Source organism: Rhizobium sp. GCM10022189, assembly GCF_042656325.1.
In the GTDB taxonomy this organism is placed as follows: Bacteria; Pseudomonadota; Alphaproteobacteria; order Rhizobiales; family Rhizobiaceae; genus Rhizobium.
This window is the reverse complement of record NZ_JBHSOR010000002.1, coordinates 280,238-295,552: the sequence shown is the minus strand read 5'-3', so window position 1 is coordinate 295,552 and position 15,315 is coordinate 280,238. Positions and strand designations below refer to the sequence as shown.

General features: G+C 62.6%; 13 protein-coding genes, 1 tRNA gene and 1 pseudogene. 9 read left to right on the top strand and 6 right to left on the bottom strand.

Features of this window, described 5'->3' with window-relative positions; genetic code table 11:
- Window positions 1–6: 6 nt before the first annotated feature.
- On the bottom strand, window positions 7–756 hold the full coding sequence (locus ACFPWW_RS01620) for a cytochrome c biogenesis CcdA family protein (RefSeq protein WP_377310037.1): 750 nt from the start codon (window positions 754–756) through the stop codon (window positions 7–9).
- A gap of 504 nt (window positions 757–1,260) precedes the next feature.
- On the opposite strand from ACFPWW_RS01620, the gene ACFPWW_RS01615 reads away from it, so the two are divergent.
- Window positions 1,261–1,440: a hypothetical protein gene (locus tag ACFPWW_RS01615; RefSeq protein WP_112704830.1), complete on the top strand. Its 180-nt coding sequence runs from the start codon at window positions 1,261–1,263 to the stop codon at window positions 1,438–1,440.
- Window positions 1,441–1,494: 54 nt separating this feature from the next.
- Here the strand turns inward: ACFPWW_RS01615 and ACFPWW_RS01610 are convergent, their stop codons facing one another.
- Together ACFPWW_RS01610 and ACFPWW_RS01605 are read right to left on the bottom strand one after the other, a co-directional pair.
- Entirely contained in the window at window positions 1,495–1,764 is a 270-nt protein-coding gene (locus ACFPWW_RS01610) for a hypothetical protein (RefSeq protein ID WP_112704829.1), read from the bottom strand.
- 46 nt (window positions 1,765–1,810) lie between these two features.
- Window positions 1,811–1,886: transfer RNA gene (locus ACFPWW_RS01605), tRNA-Lys, on the bottom strand.
- Between the two features lie 331 nt (window positions 1,887–2,217).
- Here ACFPWW_RS01605 and ACFPWW_RS01600 point away from each other — a divergent pair.
- A pseudogene (locus ACFPWW_RS01600) lies at window positions 2,218–2,391 on the top strand (ABC transporter permease); the annotation flags it as partial.
- Here the strand turns inward: ACFPWW_RS01600 and ACFPWW_RS01595 are convergent.
- The 3 genes from ACFPWW_RS01595 to ACFPWW_RS01585 all read right to left on the bottom strand — a co-directional run bounded on the left by ACFPWW_RS01595 (window position 2,388) and on the right by ACFPWW_RS01585 (window position 6,970).
- Entirely contained in the window at window positions 2,388–3,254 is an 867-nt protein-coding gene (locus tag ACFPWW_RS01595) for a DMT family transporter (protein WP_377310035.1), read from the bottom strand. The pseudogene ACFPWW_RS01600 and the gene ACFPWW_RS01595 overlap by 4 nt on opposite strands.
- Before the next feature lie 10 nt (window positions 3,255–3,264).
- The gene (locus tag ACFPWW_RS01590; RefSeq protein ID WP_377310034.1) at window positions 3,265–5,661 is read right to left on the bottom strand and encodes a PIG-L family deacetylase; all 2,397 of its coding nucleotides are present in this window, start codon (window positions 5,659–5,661) and stop codon (window positions 3,265–3,267) included.
- A gap of 88 nt (window positions 5,662–5,749) precedes the next feature.
- On the bottom strand, window positions 5,750–6,970 hold the full coding sequence (locus tag ACFPWW_RS01585; RefSeq protein ID WP_112706148.1) for an ROK family protein: 1,221 nt from the start codon (window positions 6,968–6,970) through the stop codon (window positions 5,750–5,752).
- Window positions 6,971–7,231: 261 nt separating this feature from the next.
- On the opposite strand from ACFPWW_RS01585, the gene ACFPWW_RS01580 reads away from it, so the two are divergent.
- The 7 genes from ACFPWW_RS01580 to ACFPWW_RS01550 all read left to right on the top strand — a co-directional run bounded on the left by ACFPWW_RS01580 (window position 7,232) and on the right by ACFPWW_RS01550 (window position 15,310).
- A complete protein-coding gene (locus ACFPWW_RS01580) occupies window positions 7,232–8,488 on the top strand; it encodes an extracellular solute-binding protein (protein WP_112706150.1) in 1,257 nt (418 codons plus the stop codon).
- A gap of 84 nt (window positions 8,489–8,572) precedes the next feature.
- The gene (locus tag ACFPWW_RS01575; RefSeq protein WP_377310410.1) at window positions 8,573–9,445 is read left to right on the top strand and encodes a carbohydrate ABC transporter permease; all 873 of its coding nucleotides are present in this window, start codon (window positions 8,573–8,575) and stop codon (window positions 9,443–9,445) included.
- Window positions 9,442–10,299: a carbohydrate ABC transporter permease gene (locus tag ACFPWW_RS01570; RefSeq protein ID WP_112567967.1), complete on the top strand. Its 858-nt coding sequence runs from the start codon at window positions 9,442–9,444 to the stop codon at window positions 10,297–10,299. Before ACFPWW_RS01575 ends, ACFPWW_RS01570 begins: the two co-directional genes overlap by 4 nt.
- A gap of 3 nt (window positions 10,300–10,302) precedes the next feature.
- A complete protein-coding gene (argH, locus tag ACFPWW_RS01565; RefSeq protein WP_377310032.1) occupies window positions 10,303–11,817 on the top strand; it encodes an argininosuccinate lyase in 1,515 nt (504 codons plus the stop codon).
- Window positions 11,817–12,848 (top strand): ABC transporter ATP-binding protein, encoded by a 1,032-nt coding sequence (locus tag ACFPWW_RS01560; RefSeq protein ID WP_113413944.1) that lies wholly within the window; start codon window positions 11,817–11,819, stop codon window positions 12,846–12,848. The genes argH and ACFPWW_RS01560 overlap by 1 nt, the downstream gene beginning before the upstream one ends.
- Window positions 12,845–13,741, top strand: coding sequence for a carbohydrate kinase family protein (locus ACFPWW_RS01555; protein WP_377310029.1), 897 nt, complete (start codon window positions 12,845–12,847; stop codon window positions 13,739–13,741). Before ACFPWW_RS01560 ends, ACFPWW_RS01555 begins: the two co-directional genes overlap by 4 nt.
- A 270-nt stretch (window positions 13,742–14,011) precedes the next feature.
- Window positions 14,012–15,310, top strand: coding sequence for an efflux RND transporter periplasmic adaptor subunit (locus tag ACFPWW_RS01550; RefSeq protein WP_377310028.1), 1,299 nt, complete (start codon window positions 14,012–14,014; stop codon window positions 15,308–15,310).
- Window positions 15,311–15,315 lie beyond the last annotated feature (5 nt).

The following is a 15,315-nucleotide window of genomic DNA, read 5'->3' as shown; positions in this document are numbered from 1 at the left end:
TTGGGCTCAGCCGATCTGCATAAGGATCGGAAAGGTCTGCTGGAACCAGATCGCGACATTGCTGACCCAGCCGAGCAGGAAGGCGAGGCCGGTCAGCACGAGAAACACACCCATGATCTTTTCCACCGTGCCGAGATGCCGGCGGAATCGCGACAGGAAGCGCATGAAGGCCCCTGAAAAGCCGGCGGCGATCCAGAAGGGCACGGCAAGGCCGAGCGAATAGACGGCAAGCAGTCCCGCGCCGGAGCCGACCGTTTCACGCGATGCGGCAACGCCAAGAATCGCTCCGAGCACCGGCCCGATGCAGGGCGTCCAGCCGAAGGCGAAGGCCAGCCCCATGATGTAAGCGCCCGTCAGCGTCGCCGGCTTGCCGTTGCCCTGGAATCGGGCTTCGCGCGCCAGGATGCCGATGCGGAAAAGCCCGAGGAAATTCAGCCCCATCACGATGATGATCAGACCGCCGATCTTGGCAAGCAGGTCGAGATGCTGGCGCAGCACCATGCCGATCGTCGAGGCCCCGGCGCCGAGCGCCACGAAGACCGTCGCAAAGCCGAGCGTGAAGAAAAGCGCCGAGAAGAGCACGCCGCGCCGGACATCAGGGGCCGCAGCAACCGTGCCGCCGCCGCGGAACTGCTCGACGGAAATGCCCGCCATATAACAGAGGTAAGGCGGAACGAGCGGAAGCACGCAGGGCGACAGGAAGGAGAGCGCTCCGGCAAGCAGCGCGCTCCACAGGGAAATATCGGCAATCGACACGCATTCTCTCCGGCAGCAATCAAGCGATGTTCCTAGCGCCGCAAAGGGGGGATTGCCAATCACCTTTTCGCGCTGGCCACGGCCGGCCCGATCTGCAAATTGCCGCAGGCCCTGCGGCTTTCCCATCCATCCCATCATGGCACAAGGCGCGTGTATATTTACCGCGCGCAAACCGTCGTTGCTTCTGTGAATGGATCGGATCCGGCATGACTGGTGGTATCGACCGGCATTTGCAGGCACCCCACTGCAAATGCCGGGAGGTCCGGTCGGCGGAAATACGAGGCTCACGCCGGACCTTCCGCGAAATCTCCGGTCGTCGGCGACGGAACGCGGCCGATATGTTTTGCGCCGATGTGTTTGCGCTCGCCATGCGATCTCGAATGAAGAAAGGCCGTAGAAACCGGCGCCGCGAACACGGGTTGCGGCCTTTTCCTTTATAAAGCCATTCCGTTGCGGCGACCGCGTGATAAATTGCCGACAGAGAATCCACGAGGAGAAATATTGATGAGCAGATTTCGGGCATTCATGGCGGTCGCAGCGCTGATTGGCATTTCCGTGCTGACGGCATGCGCGACTCCCCCGAATTCATACGGCTCCGCCTCGGGTTACGTGCCGGGAGATTCGATGAACCGCGCCTGCCGGGACGGCTTCAGACCGAATGACGGTCGCTCCTGCAGCTATTGAATGTGAGTAGGCCGGGATAGCCAGCAGCCGGGCTTTTCTCCCGGCAATATCCCGTCAATGCAGTTGCGGCTCGTCGTCTTCGAGAAAGCTTTCCAGGCCATCGCGTTCCGCGGTGGCCAGGAATTCTTCCCAGGCTTCGAGATCCGTGGCAAATTTGTCTTCCCAGATCGTCACGATCTCGGTCTGCGAGATGACCTCGAGGGTCCAGTCCCCATTGGTGCCCGCCGGCCGGGATATGTCGACCAGCACCGTAATGCCGCTATCTTCGAATTCGCCGGAGAAATCCGAGTGTTCAAGCCTCGGCTCTTTGGATGTTTTAGGCATTCACCCTCCAGCACCTTCTCGCGCCGTGCAGCTTAACAAAGGACGATGGTGAGAGCGTCGGGGTTCGAACCCGAGACCTACTGATTAAAAGTCAGTTGCTCTACCGGCTGAGCTACGCTCTCCCTTTCCGCGAGTGCGAAGCACCCTGGCTGGAAGTGCGCGGAACATATGCAGGCGACCTATCGCGGTCAACCGAAAAATCTCCTTATTTCTGCATTGGGCACATTTCTTGCTCGTTCGCCGTTTTTCGAGAAACCGTCCCGACACCGATCTGCACTCTCCGCAGGGCGGGCAGTAGCAACACGCGAAACGAAATGTGGAAGTTTGTGCGACTTTGAGGATGTAAACAAAAACATCAAAAAACTGTCACGGCATTGAAACATGGGCGGCCTAGAAATGCCGGCTCATCAAGCCGAGCAGTGTTTCATGAAAGGGAATGGTTCTCGACCAGCAGGCCTGCAGCCGCCGCAGACGAGCCTCGGCAACATGGTCGGCTACGGTCGCGACTATATCCAGTCGGCACCCTGGATCATGCTGATGCCGGCAGCGGTGATCGTCATCACCACGCTCTCGGTATCCGTGGTCGGCGACTGGCTGCGCGACAGGCTCGATCCGACGCTGCGCTAACTTTTCCGCCGCTCCAAAAAGGTGATTGCCTGCAGCGCCGCGATGATGACGACGATGCCGATGAGCGTACGAAGATCAGGCGCCTCATCGAAGAAGAAATAGCCGCTGGCGGTCGCAAAGACGATCGACAGATAGCCGAAGGGCGCAAGCAGGCTGGCGCTGGCGATCTGGTAGGCCCGCAGGAAACAGAATTGTCCGAGCTGCGCCAGGAGTCCGATGCCGATGAGGGCGGGCCAGTCCTCGCTGCGCACCGGCTGCCAGACGAAGAGGGCGGGAACGAAGGTGATGACGGTGAGGCCCGCCGTGTAGAAGACCATCATCACGGTGGTATTCTCGTAATGCAGCATCCGCGTCTGGATCGTCGCCAGCGCCCCGAAGACAATGGACAGCAGCACGGCCACCAGCCCGAAATTCCAGGCGAACGCATGCGGCGCCAGCATGACCAGCACGCCGGCAAAGGCAAACACCGCGCCGATCCACCGCCAGCGGCTGACCCTTTCGCCGAGCATGATAACGGCCATCAGCATCGAAACCAGCGGCCGCGTGAAGCCGAGTGCGTTGACAAGCACCAGCGGCAGCATGGTGAGGGCCACGAAATTGCCGGTCAGCGCGACGGCATTGCAGCTGATGCGCATGATATTGCGCAACGGATCCCTGGAGTGGACGAGCTGCCGGCGATGCCGCCAGATCATCGGCAGGATGAGCAGGAGCCCGATCAGCGCACGGATGAAGACGAGCTGGATCGCCGGATAGGAGGCGCCCTGCATCTTCACCAGCACCGTCATGCCCGTCACCAGCGTCGTGTCGCAGAGCAGCCAGAGAATGCCGGAGCGGCTGTCCCTGGCTGTCGCGGACGCATCCATTCCCGTCGCCTCAGGCGGGCTGGACGAGATTGGCAATCAGCCGGAAGGCGCCCGGCGTCAGCTTGTCGAGCTGGTGATGCAGCACGAGGCTCGTATGCGTATGCCGGCCCCTGCCGATTGCAGCAGAAATCAACGCACCCTTGAGCGGCTGCTCTTCGGGATCGTGCATGGCAAGCAGCGGCACATAGGCGTCGTCCCAGCGGGAAGCGAAATAGAGGCCGCGTTCCTTGTCCCAGCCGTCCCAGTCCGCGGGCACGATCCTGTTCGGCCCCTTGAGCAGCGGGTGATCGGCTTCCAGCACGGTCACGTCAGCCGCCGGGTCGGTCACGCGCCAGCGAACCGAGGGCGAGCCGATCTCGATCCGTTTGGGCGGCGTGGCCTCCGGCTGCCAGCCGTCGCTCGGACGATGATAGAGCGTCAGCAGATGGCCGCCTTCTTCGACGAACCGATGCAGGCGGGCGGTTGCTGCCGCGAGATCCCCACGAATGCCGAAGGCGAAGATGCCGACGACGATGGTGGTGAAGCGGGAGAGATCGCCGGACAGGGCCTGCGCATCGAGTTCGGTGACGTCGAGCCCCATGCGGCCCAGCCAGAGCCCAACACGATCCGCGCCGCCGCCGACATAGCCGATCTTCGCCCCTTCGGACAGTTTGAGGTCAAGCGCCAGAACCCGCAGCAGTTCCGGCTCGCGAAAGCTGGTGCGGCCGATATGCGGATAGGCGATCGGCGAGATGCGCATGGCAGGCTCACCGTCCACGAGCGGCGTGAGGGTGACGAGGCCGGGTGTGATCGCGGCGGGAGGCGAGAGCGTGAATGTGCCGCCGGTCTCCTTGACCGTCCAGCCGCTCGGCGCGGAAAAGCCGACACGCCCCGCGGACACGGCCTTGACCGCCATTTCCGGCCTGTCGCCTTCCACGGGGATGATGAGGGCATTGGGCTGAAGGGCCAGCGAATGCTGCGGCGCAACGGTAAGCGGCTCTTCGAGATCGACGCTCATCGTTACCGAACGGCCGCCGATCTGCGCCCTCACATCGACCGCCGCATTGCCGTTGCCGCCAAGGCTCGACCATCCCGGCTGATATTGCCGCGTGAGCGGCGCATCCGCTGCTGCGGTCAGCGCATGGACGATCCTCTGCGGCTGGGTTTCCTTGATGCTTGCCGAAACGCCTTGCGGCAATCTGATGTCGGCCGAGACGACCGCGGCCCCGGCATTGCCGGCGAGATGAAGGATCAGCGTGCCGGTTGCACCGGGCGAAAGCGCGGCTGGTTCGGCGACCGCCCGCACGAAGACCTGCCCGGCCTCGCACAGGGCCGCATCGATTTCCACCAGCTTGCGCCGCAGGCGATGCCCATGCGTTTCGAGGAAGGCTTCAGGCGCTTCCTCGATCGCCTTCTCGATCTGATGCGCCGCCTGCAGCAGCGCGTCCACGATGGCGGATCGTTCCGGAAAATGCTCGATCGCCTTGCCGATCGCGCCATCCGCCCGCATCAGCGCATCGACGACGCTCTGCGGCAGCTCGGTCTCGCGTGCGAGATCGGCGAGCGTCGAGGGAAGCGAATCGAGGATGGAGGTTTCCGAGAAAGAACCTTGAGCGCTCAGCTTCAGGTGCAAGGGCCACTCGGTATCGCCGACATCGTGCCAGCGGCCCATGCCCTGGGAGGCATGGTAATAGCGCGACCACTCGCCGATATGGTCGTAGCTGACGCCGCTGACAGGTTCGAAGCTGGTGGCTTCGAGCGGCAGCGTCGTTGCCGGCGGCGGAACTTCGTCATCATAGGTGTCGCCACCACCCGACCATGCGGGCAGGTAGAACTTCGCCACCTGCCACGGCCTCAGCCCCTCGTCGAAATGTTCGGGAAATGCCGACGGATCGGCGGCAAGCCCGACGGCCGTTTCCGCCGCCCGCGTCATGGCGCGGTGATGCCCGTGCTGGCCCGGCACGTCGAGGAAGGTCGGCAGCACGATATCGGGGCGCTCCGTGCGATAGGCGCGCACCAGCCGCTCGACGATGCGCCTTTCGCCCCAGCGGTCGAAGGTCCGGTCGCCGTTCTTGGAGAAGCCGAAATCGTGGATCGGATCTTCCGGCCCGTGGCCGAGCCAGTGCACATCGGCGTCGAGTTCGCGGGCGGCTTCTTCCATCTCGCGGCTGCGCAGGATGCCGAGCGCGCCGAGCCGCTCCGGCCCCAAAGCATTCTGCCCGCCTTCGCCGCGCGTCGAGCAGGCGACGATGACGCGCATGCCGAGGCCGAGACGCAGATAGGCGAGCAGGCCGTTATGCTCGTCATCCGGATGTGCGCCGGTGTTCATCATGGTGACGGTGGAGGTCAGGCGGGAGAGTGCCCGGTGCAGCCGCGTGAGCGAAAGGCTCCGCTTCTGTTTCTCAATACGGTCTCGATCGGTCAGCATGGTTCCTCCGTTAGGGCAGACCGGCGTCGCGCTTTTTGAGCAATTCCAGCAAGAGTGCGTAGCGGTTTTGCGTCCGGAATTGCGTGCTCTAAGCTGTGTTATCGGCGGCCGCGGTCGGTGAAATGTCGAGTTTCGGTGTGACGGCTTCAAAGAGCGGCAGTGCCGCAGCACCAAGGGCTGCCGTCAGCTGGCCAGTCTGGCCGCGGATGACGCGTGCAAGCGCACGCGTGCGCCGGCTGGCAACGGAGACCGGAAGCGTCTGCATGGCCGCGACGATCTCGTCGATGACAGCATCGGGAAGCGCGCCGCCGAGAATGACGGTCTCCGGATCGAGGACGTTTTCCAGCATCGCCACCATTGGCGAAAGATAGTCCGCGGTCTCTGCAATCCACTCCTTCACGATGGCATTGCCGTCCCGGTGCAGCACTTCGATGGCCGCGAAATCGGTATTCTCGTAACCGGCTTCGGCAAGCTTCTCCTTCAGCGCATGCAGCGAAGCGTACCGCTCCAGGCAGCCGCGCTGCCCGCACGGGCAGGGCTTGCCGCGCGGGGCGACGACCACGTGGCCGATTTCCCCGGCATTGCCGAAGGCGCCGCGGAAAGGCGCCCCGTCATGGATCAGGCCGAGACCGACGCCGACGCCGAAATAGATCATGCAGAAATTGGAAATGGCGCGTCCCGCACCGAAGAGCCGTTCGCCGACAGCCGCCGCGTTGGCATCGTTTTCGACGATGACGGTCTCGCCGCTGGCTTCGCTGAGAACTGCCGCCGGGTTGATGCTGCTCCAGCCGGGCAGGGTGGTCGGGCCGACCGAGCTCATACCCTCGATCTCGAAGGGACCGGGCATGACCACGCCGATGCCGAGCAGCCTGGAGGGGAAACGTTCACGCACCGTCTTCACCTCGCCGGCAAACAGCGGAACGATATGTTCCGGGCTGGTATTGCCGACCGGCATGATGGTTTCGGAGCGCACCTTGCCGGAAAGGTCGAGCACCGTCGTCACCATATGGTCGGCAGCGATTTCGACGCCGATCGTGACGGCGCCGTCGGGATTGACGGCAAACTGGATCGGCGGCTGGCCGCGGCCCGAGCGCAGCCGGCCAATCTCCATCAGCAGCTCTTCGCTGACGAGTTCGTCGACGATATTGGCGACCGCCTGTGCGGTCAGATGCGTGAGCTTGGCAATATGCATGCGGCCGAGCGAACCATGCATGCGCACGACATCGAGCACGACGCGGCGATTGTGGTCGCGGCTGCGTTCTGGGTTCTTGCCCATCGCGATCTGCTGCTTGCCGGATGGCCGTGTCATCTCTCCGTCCTCGTCTCTGCCGATATGGATAGCGCCGATATCATGAAATGAGCAATAGAATAATTAAACTAAATTATCTTATTGACAAAGCCTTCCATCCGAACCAGCCTGTGCAGGTCGCAGTGCGATGCCGAGGAAGGCGGAGCCACAGCTCCATCTTCCCGAGCCAATCAAATCGGGGCGCCGCCGATGGGCGGAATGTCCTGGGGAACCAGATGAGCGCGAGCGGCATGACGGCCGGCTCGGCAATGGAGGAATAATATGCGTCGCGGAATCCTATTCGCCGGCCTGTTTGCCGGCATCAGCATGGTTGCGGTCAACAGCGCCCAGGCTGTCGAGATCGAATATTGGCAATATGTCTACGACACGCGCGTCAAGGCGATGGACCAGCTGATCGCCAATTTCGAGAAGGCCAATCCTGACATTACGGTCAAGCAGACGACCTTTCCCTATGCCGACTACCAGACGCGTGTCGTCGCCGCCAATCTCGCCGGCAACGGTCCAGACGTGATGCAGCTCTTCTATGGCTGGCTCGACCAGTTCATCGCCGGCGGCCTGCTGCAGCCGCTGCCGACGGATGCTTTCCCGCATGACCAGATCGAGAAGGATTTCTTCCCGATCGTATCGGCCATGAAGCGTGGCGACGATTATTACGGCCTGCCGACCGCCGTGCGTTCGCTGGCGCTCTTCTACAACAAGAAGCTCTTCCAGGAGGCCGGCCTCGACCCGAACAAGCCGCCGCAGACGATCGACGAATTCGTCGCTGCCGCCGAAAAGACGGTCAAGCGCGATGCCGCCGGCAATATTGCCGTCGAAGGCATGACGCTCGACATGGCCGGTCAGGATCACCAGTGGTGGCGCGAAGTGCTGATCCGCCAGTTTGGCGGCGAGCCCTATACGGCCGACTATTCCAAGGTCACATACAACAGCGATGCCGGCCTCAAGGCGCTGAAATTCTACACCAGCCTGCAGACAGAAAAGAAGGTCGGCCAGACCGGCTTCATGGATGAAGGCCAGGCGGCCTTCCGCGGCGGCAAGGCGGCTATGACCATCGACGGCACGTTCCGCCTCGGCTCCTTCGGCAGCATCAAGGATTTCGAATGGGGCGTCACCGAACTTCCCGCCAATGCCGATGGCCTGCGCTCCAACTATGCGAGCTATTTCGCCAACGGTATCGGCGCCAAGGTTTCCGGCGAAAAGCTGGAAGCCGCCAAGAAGTTCCTCGCTTACGTGACTTCGCCGGAAGCCATGAAGATCTGGCTGGGCACCGTCGGCGAACTGCCGGCCCGTCGCGAGGCCGCGCTGACCGACGAAAACCTCAAGAACCCGGTCTATGCGCCGTTCCTCAAGGCGCTCGCCTATTCGCACACCTCGCTCTTCGTGGATGAAGCCGGCCAGCGCCAGAACGCCATCGACATGGTCAACCGCGTTCTGCTGGAGGGGCAGTCGCCCGAGGATTCGCTTGCTCAGGCGGCAACCGCCGAGCAGGAAATCATCGACAACGCCAAGAGCAAATAAGGGACGGCCATGAGCTCCGCACCCGCGAATACGGAAGGGGCGGCCATCGGCCGTCCCGCCGGATCGTTCTGGGATCGGCTGACGATGCGCCAGAAGCGCCTCGTCTGGGTCTGGACATTCCTCGCCCTGCCGATCCTGTTTTACTGCGTGATCCGCTTTTATCCGACGCTGCAGGCCTTCTACCTGTCCTTCACCAATTGGAACCTGATGAAGCCGCCGAAATTCATCGGCGTCGCCAACTATGTGAAGCTTTATAACGACCCGCAGTTCCGGAAGGTTTTCCGCAATACCTTTACCTATCTCGTCATCGGCACACCGATCAGCCTCGTCGTCTCCTTCGTCGTGGCCTTCTTCCTCGATCGCGTGCGTTTCCTGCACGGCCTGATCCGCGCGCTCTATTTCCTGCCGTTTCTGACGACCGCCGCCGCCATGGCCTGGGTCTGGCGCTGGTTCTACCAGCCGGCTCCGATCGGCGTCATCAATGATGTGCTTGGCCTGATCGGCCTGCCGCAGCAGCAGTTCATCCGCTCCGTCGATCAGGCGCTGCCGTCGATCATGGTCACTGCCATCTGGGCCGGCCTCGGCTTCCAGATCATCATCTTCATGGCCGGCCTTCGCGCCATTCCGAACACCTTTTACGAGGCTGCAAAAATCGACGGTCTCGGCGAATGGCCGATCCTGTGGAAGATCACGCTGCCGCTCCTGAAACCGACGACCGTCTTCCTTGTCGTCTTTTCCTCGATCGGTTTCCTGCGCATCTTCGACCAGGTCTACAACATGACGACCAACGATCCCGGCGGCCCGCTCGGATCGACCAAGCCCCTGGTTCTGATGATCTACCAGACGGCCTTTTCATCCTACAACATGGGTTATGCAGCCGCGCAGACCGTCGTGCTCTTCGCCATCCTGCTCTGCGTCTCCCTGCTGCAGCTCTGGATCTTGAGGGAGCGCAAATGAGTGCCGTGACGACAAACAACGCGGCGCCGCTGCCGAAGGCCAATATCCGCCCCGGCGCCATCATCACCTGGACGCTGCTCTTCATCGGCGGCCTCATCATGGTCTCGCCGCTGCTCTTCATGTTCTCGACTTCGCTCAAGACGGCAGGCCAGGTCTACGACCTGCGCCTCATCCCGGCCGAGCCGACGCTGCAGAACTACATCACCGTTCTCTCCGACGGCCGCTTCATGCGCTGGTTCCTGAATTCGGCGATCGTTGCCTGCACGGTGACGCTCTCCAACGTCTTCTTCGACAGCCTTGTCGGCTATACGCTCGCCAAGTTCGAATTCCGTGGCCGCTACCTGATCTTCCTCGCGATCCTCTCCACCCTGATGATCCCAACGGAAATGCTCGTCATCCCCTGGTATCTGATGTCGGCCCAGCTCGGCTGGCTCGACAGCTACTGGGGCATCATGTTCCCGGGCATGATGACGGCCTTCGGCACCTTCCTGATGAAGCAGTTCTTCGAGACGGTCCCGAACGACTTTCTGGAAGCGGCCCGCATCGATGGCCTCAACGAATTCCAGATCTGGTGGAAGGTGGCGATGCCGCTCGTCACGCCGGCACTCTCCGCACTTGCGATCTTCACCTTCCTCGGCAACTGGACGGCCTTCTTCTGGCCGCTGATCGTCACTACCAGCCGCGAACTCTATACGCTGCCGGTTGGCCTATCGAGCTTTGCCGTCGAGCAATCCATCCAATGGGAAATGATCATGACCGGTGCGGCGCTGGCGACATTGCCGACGCTCATCGTCTTCCTGGTGCTGCAGCGCTACATCGTGCGCGGCGTCATGCTGGCCGGCCTGAAGGGATAAGATATGACTGAAACCAATCCACGCCTTGCCGACAGGAGCGTCTTTCCTGATCCGGTCTATAAGGAAACGGTGCTGAGGCCGCTCTTCGACGGCGCCAAGACCCATCATGTCGACGGCTTCCGCCGCATCGACCGCGCCCATCTCGTCATGCTGGTCGAGACCGGCATTCTCGATCGCGACCAGGCCGGCAAGATCGCCGCCGCACTTGAGGCGATCGACCGCGACATCGATCCGGAAAAGCTCGTCTATACCGGTGAGGTCGAAGATTTCTTCTTCCTGATCGAGAAGGAGTTGAAGGCTCGTATCGGCGTCGATATTGCCGGCCGCCTCCATACGGCGCGCTCGCGCAACGACATCGACCATACGCTGTTCAAGCTCGGCCTGAAGGAACGCATCGACGCGCTGATGGCCAAGGCGCGCAAGCTTCTCGACGCCATGATTGCGGCCGCCGACTGGGAAAAGGAGACGCTGATCGTCGCCTACACCCACGGCCAGCCGGCACAGCCGACCACCTTCGGCCACTATCTTTCGGCAGCAATCGAGGTGCTGATCCGCGATATCGAGCGTTTTGCCGAGGCGCGCGAGATCGTCGACTTGAGCCCCATGGGCGCTGCGGCGATCACCACTTCGGGCTTTCCGATCGATCGCGCCCGTGTCGCCGAGCTGCTGGGCTTCGCCGCGCCGCTGCGCAATTCCTACAGCTGCATCGCGGCCGTCGATTACACGACCTCCACCTACAGCGCGATCGAGCTGATGTTCCTGCATCTTGGCCGACTGATCCAGGATTTCCAGTTCTGGACGAGCTTCGAGGTCGGCCAGATCTATGTGCCGAACGCACTGGTGCAGATCTCCTCGATCATGCCGCAAAAGCGCAATCCGGTGCCGATCGAGCATATGCGGCATCTGGCCAGCCAGACCTTCGGGCGCGCCCGCACGGTGCTCGATATCATGCACAATACGCCCTTTACCGACATGAACGACAGCGAGGGCGAAACGCAGGGCATGGGCTACGAAGCTTTCCAGTCTGCCGGCCGCGTGCTCGACCTGCTGGCCGCCTTCGTTTCCCAGATCAGCATCGACCCGGAACGTGTGGCGGAAAATATCCGCCGCTCCTGCATCACCATCACCGAACTGGCGGATTCGCTGGTCCGCCGCGAGGGGCTCTCCTTCCGGCAGGCGCATGAGATTGCCGCAACGGTCGCCCGCGCCGTGGTCGCCAGGGGCGGCGGCCTTTCGGATGACGGCTACGAACCTTTCCTCGCTGCTTTCGAGGAACTGGCCGGCCGCAAGCCCGGTATCGACAAGGCGCAGTTTGCCGAGATCGTCTCACCGGAACATTTCGTTGCCGTCCGCGCCCGCTTCGGCGGTCCCGCACCGGCACCGATGGCGGATGCGCTTGCAGCCTATCAGGAAAAGGCTGCCGCATTCGCCAGACAGGCACAGGAGAACGCAGCGCGCGAAGCCGCCGCTGCCGAGGAACTTCACACCAGATTCACGGCATTGATGGGGGCCGCCTGATGGCAAATATCGAACTGCAGGGGCTCGTCAAACGCTACGGCAAGCTGGATGTCGTCCACGGCATCGATCTTTCGATCGAAGATGGAGAATTCGTCGTCTTCGTCGGCCCGTCCGGCTGCGGCAAGTCAACGACACTGCGCATGATCGCCGGTCTTGAAGACATCTCCGGCGGCACGCTGAAGATTGGCGGCGAGGTGGTCAACGAGCGCGAGCCGAAACAGCGCAACATCGCCATGGTGTTCCAGAACTACGCCATCTATCCGCATATGAGCGTGCGCCAGAATATCGGCTTCGGCCTCTATACCTCGAAGCTCTCGCAGGCGGAAAAGGACAAGCGCATCGACGAGACGGCCCAGATTCTCGGCCTGACCGATTATCTTGCCCGCCGTCCCGCGGCCCTGTCCGGCGGCCAGCGCCAGCGCGTCGCGATCGGCCGCGCCATGGTGCGCAATCCCTCCGCCTTCCTCTTCGACGAACCGCTGTCGAACCTCGACGCCCAGCTGCGCACGCAGATGCGCATCGAGATCAAGCGCCTGCACCAGCGCTTGGGTACGACGATCGTTTATGTCACGCATGATCAGGTCGAGGCCATGACCATGGCCGACCGTATCGTCGTCATGAAGGACGGCCACATCCTGCAGGCAGGGACGCCGATGGATATCTATGAGAACCCGGCCGATGTCTTCACCGCGCGCTTTATCGGCAGTCCGTCGATGAACCTTCTGCCGGGTACTGCTGCAGCCGATGGTATCCGCATCGGGCAGGGCGGTCCGCATCTTGTCGGCGTACGCCCGCATGATCTGGTGATCGGCGAGGGCACGGGCGTCCTTTCCCTCTCGGGTACGGTGACGGCCGTCGAGCCGCTCGGCGCCGAAACGCTCGTGCATTTCGATGTGGCGGGAACATCGGTGATTGCAACCGCCCCCGGTAAGGTGATACCGGCCGTCGGCAGCGCCGTGAATGCCCATGCGGCATCCGGTGCTCTCTATGTTTTCGATGCAAAAACGGAAAAGGCCCTCGGGCGCCAATGACATCTGATAATGACATGCGATCGGCGGTGCTCAGCATCGGCCGGATCTACTGCGACCTGATTTTCACGGGACTGGAGACCATGCCCGTTCTCGGGCGCGAAATATTTGCCGATGACCTGCGCATTGCCGCAGGCGGCGGCGCTTTCATCATGGCGGCCTATTGCGCCCATATCGGCCGCAAGACCGCTCTGCTCGCCCGTCTTGGCACCGACGGGCTTTCGAACGGCCTGACCGCGGAACTGGAGACGAGCGGCATCGACCTGCGCTTTGTGGACCGGGCCGCCGATGCCGGCCCGCAGGTGACTGTCGCCATCAACAACGGCGAGGAGAGGGCCTTCCTGTCGCGACGTGCGGGCGGCGCCGAGCCGGCAACCCTTGGCGAAGCGCTCGCCTGGAGCGAGGCGCGTCATCTTCACATCGCCGAATTCGCGACACTTGCGGAAATTCCGGGTCTTGTCGGCAAGGCGCGGGAGAACGGCCTGACAGTGTCGCTCGATCCGAGCTGGGACGAGACGCTGATCTACCAGAAGGATTTCCTCGACCGCTGCGCCGGCGTCGATCTTTTCCTGCCGAATGTCGAGGAAGCCGTTGCCATCACCGGATGCGCCGATCCCGCCGAAGCGCTGGACAGGCTCGCCCGGCGCTTCCCGGCCGTGGCGCTGAAAGCCGGTGCCGGCGGCGCCTATTTTGCGGCCGGCGATCTCAGGCTCCATGACGCCGCCCCCACCGTCAAGGTCGTGGATACGACCGGGGCGGGCGACGCCTTCAATGCCGGGCTGATCCACGCCTGGCTGGGTGGTGCCAGTGCCGATGTCTTCCTGCGCGAGGGCATTGCCATGGGCAGCCTCGCCGTCCAGGCGGCCGGCGGCGCCGCAATCCTGCCGCCGCGCTAGACAGCAGGCAGTGCCGCGGCCTTTCGGAAGCCGCGGCTGTTTCTCCGGGCGAACAGGTTTCGCAACCATGAGTTCCGGATTCCGGAGCGCGCAGTCTTGCCGACTTGCTTGCACAGTCGCCGTCATCCGGCTGTTTCCTTACGAATATTTCATGTTTTTCAGCCGCATTTCCGTACCATGATAGAGGCAACGGTAATGCTGGGTTCATCTTCGTTGTGATTATTCTGGCGCGAACAGGCCCGACACGGCGAAGCATTTTTCGAGGATGACATGGACAATCTGGAGGCTGGCAAAGAGACCGGTTCCGTAACGGGCGCGAATGCCGATCTGGCCGCCGTGCTGGCTGCCGGCAAGCGGAGCAGTGGCCGCCGCTGGCGCGGCCGGCTGGCCGTTCTCGTGCTCGTGATCCTCGCTGCCGCGGCTGCCGTCTATGTCTATTCCGGCCGCGGCCGCGCCGAATTCAGCTACACGACCCAGCCGGTCAAGCGCGGCGACCTGACCGTGCTCGTCACCGCCACGGGCTCCGTCCAGCCGACCGAGCAGGTGGATATATCGAGCGAATTGTCGGGCACGATGCGCGACGTCAATGTCGATTACAACAGCACCGTCAAGGCGGGCGATGTTCTGGCCGTTCTCGATACCAACAAGCTGGAAGCCGATGTGAAGAGTTCGCGGGCCAAGCTCAATTCGGCAAAGGCAAATGTGGTCAAGGCGAATGCGGATCTGGAATCGGCCGCGACCTCGCTCGACCGCCTGAAGAGCCTTGTGAAAAGCAACGTCTCCACCCAGCAGAGCCTTGACGATGCGACCTACAAATATGACTCGGCCGTCGCCGCCAAGGATATCAACGAGGCCGAAGTCCTGGCCTCGGAAGCCGACCTGCAGCTTGCCGAAGTCAATCTCGGCAAGGCGAAAATCGTCTCGCCGATCGATGGCGTGATCCTTACCCGCTCCGTCGACCCGGGCGCCACTGTCGCCGCCTCGCTTTCGGCGCCGGTGCTTTTTACCATTGCCGGCGATCTGAAAAAGATGGAACTGCAGGTGGATGTCGACGAAGCCGATGTCGGCCAGATCGCCGTCGGCCAGAAGGCGACATTCACGGTCGATGCCTATCCCGATCGCACGTTCCCGGCCGTCATCGAGCAGATCCGCTTTGCCTCCGAAGTGGTCAACAATGTTGTCACCTACAAGGCGGTCCTGTCGGTCGACAATGCCGACCTGCTGCTGCGCCCCGGCATGACGGCGACCGCCGATATCACCGTCGAAGCCGTCAAGGATACGTTGATGGTGCCGAATGCGGCCCTGCGTTACGCACCGCCCCAGACCGAAACACGTGGCGGCCGGGGCATTTTCAGCCTGCTGCGTCCGCCGCGCCCGCCCCGCAGCGGCGGTGGCGGTGACTCCAAGCTCACCGGCACCGAGCGCCGCGTCTGGGTGCTGCGCAACGGTCGTCCCGCGCCCGTCGTGATCCAGGTCGGTTCGTCCGATGGCCAGTTCACGCAGGTCACATCAGGTGAACTCACCGAAAAGGATGCAGTCATCACCGATGCGTCGGCGCGGACGAACTGACGGGG

Excerpts from the sequence above, each read along its gene's own strand:
- ACFPWW_RS01615 (WP_112704830.1), top strand. The coding sequence starts at position 1,261 with ATGAGCAGATTTCGGGCATTCATGGCGGTCGCAGCGCTGATTGGCATT.
- ACFPWW_RS01610 (WP_112704829.1), bottom strand. The coding sequence starts at position 1,764 with ATGCCTAAAACATCCAAAGAGCCGAGGCTTGAACACTCGGATTTCTCC.
- ACFPWW_RS01595 (WP_377310035.1), bottom strand. The coding sequence starts at position 3,254 with ATGGATGCGTCCGCGACAGCCAGGGACAGCCGCTCCGGCATTCTCTGG.
- ACFPWW_RS01590 (WP_377310034.1), bottom strand. The coding sequence starts at position 5,661 with ATGCTGACCGATCGAGACCGTATTGAGAAACAGAAGCGGAGCCTTTCG.
- ACFPWW_RS01585 (WP_112706148.1), bottom strand. The coding sequence starts at position 6,970 with ATGACACGGCCATCCGGCAAGCAGCAGATCGCGATGGGCAAGAACCCA.
- ACFPWW_RS01580 (WP_112706150.1), top strand. The coding sequence starts at position 7,232 with ATGCGTCGCGGAATCCTATTCGCCGGCCTGTTTGCCGGCATCAGCATG.
- ACFPWW_RS01575 (WP_377310410.1), top strand. The coding sequence starts at position 8,573 with ATGCGCCAGAAGCGCCTCGTCTGGGTCTGGACATTCCTCGCCCTGCCG.
- ACFPWW_RS01570 (WP_112567967.1), top strand. The coding sequence starts at position 9,442 with ATGAGTGCCGTGACGACAAACAACGCGGCGCCGCTGCCGAAGGCCAAT.
- argH (WP_377310032.1), top strand. The coding sequence starts at position 10,303 with ATGACTGAAACCAATCCACGCCTTGCCGACAGGAGCGTCTTTCCTGAT.
- ACFPWW_RS01560 (WP_113413944.1), top strand. The coding sequence starts at position 11,817 with ATGGCAAATATCGAACTGCAGGGGCTCGTCAAACGCTACGGCAAGCTG.
- ACFPWW_RS01555 (WP_377310029.1), top strand. The coding sequence starts at position 12,845 with ATGACATCTGATAATGACATGCGATCGGCGGTGCTCAGCATCGGCCGG.
- ACFPWW_RS01550 (WP_377310028.1), top strand. The coding sequence starts at position 14,012 with ATGGACAATCTGGAGGCTGGCAAAGAGACCGGTTCCGTAACGGGCGCG.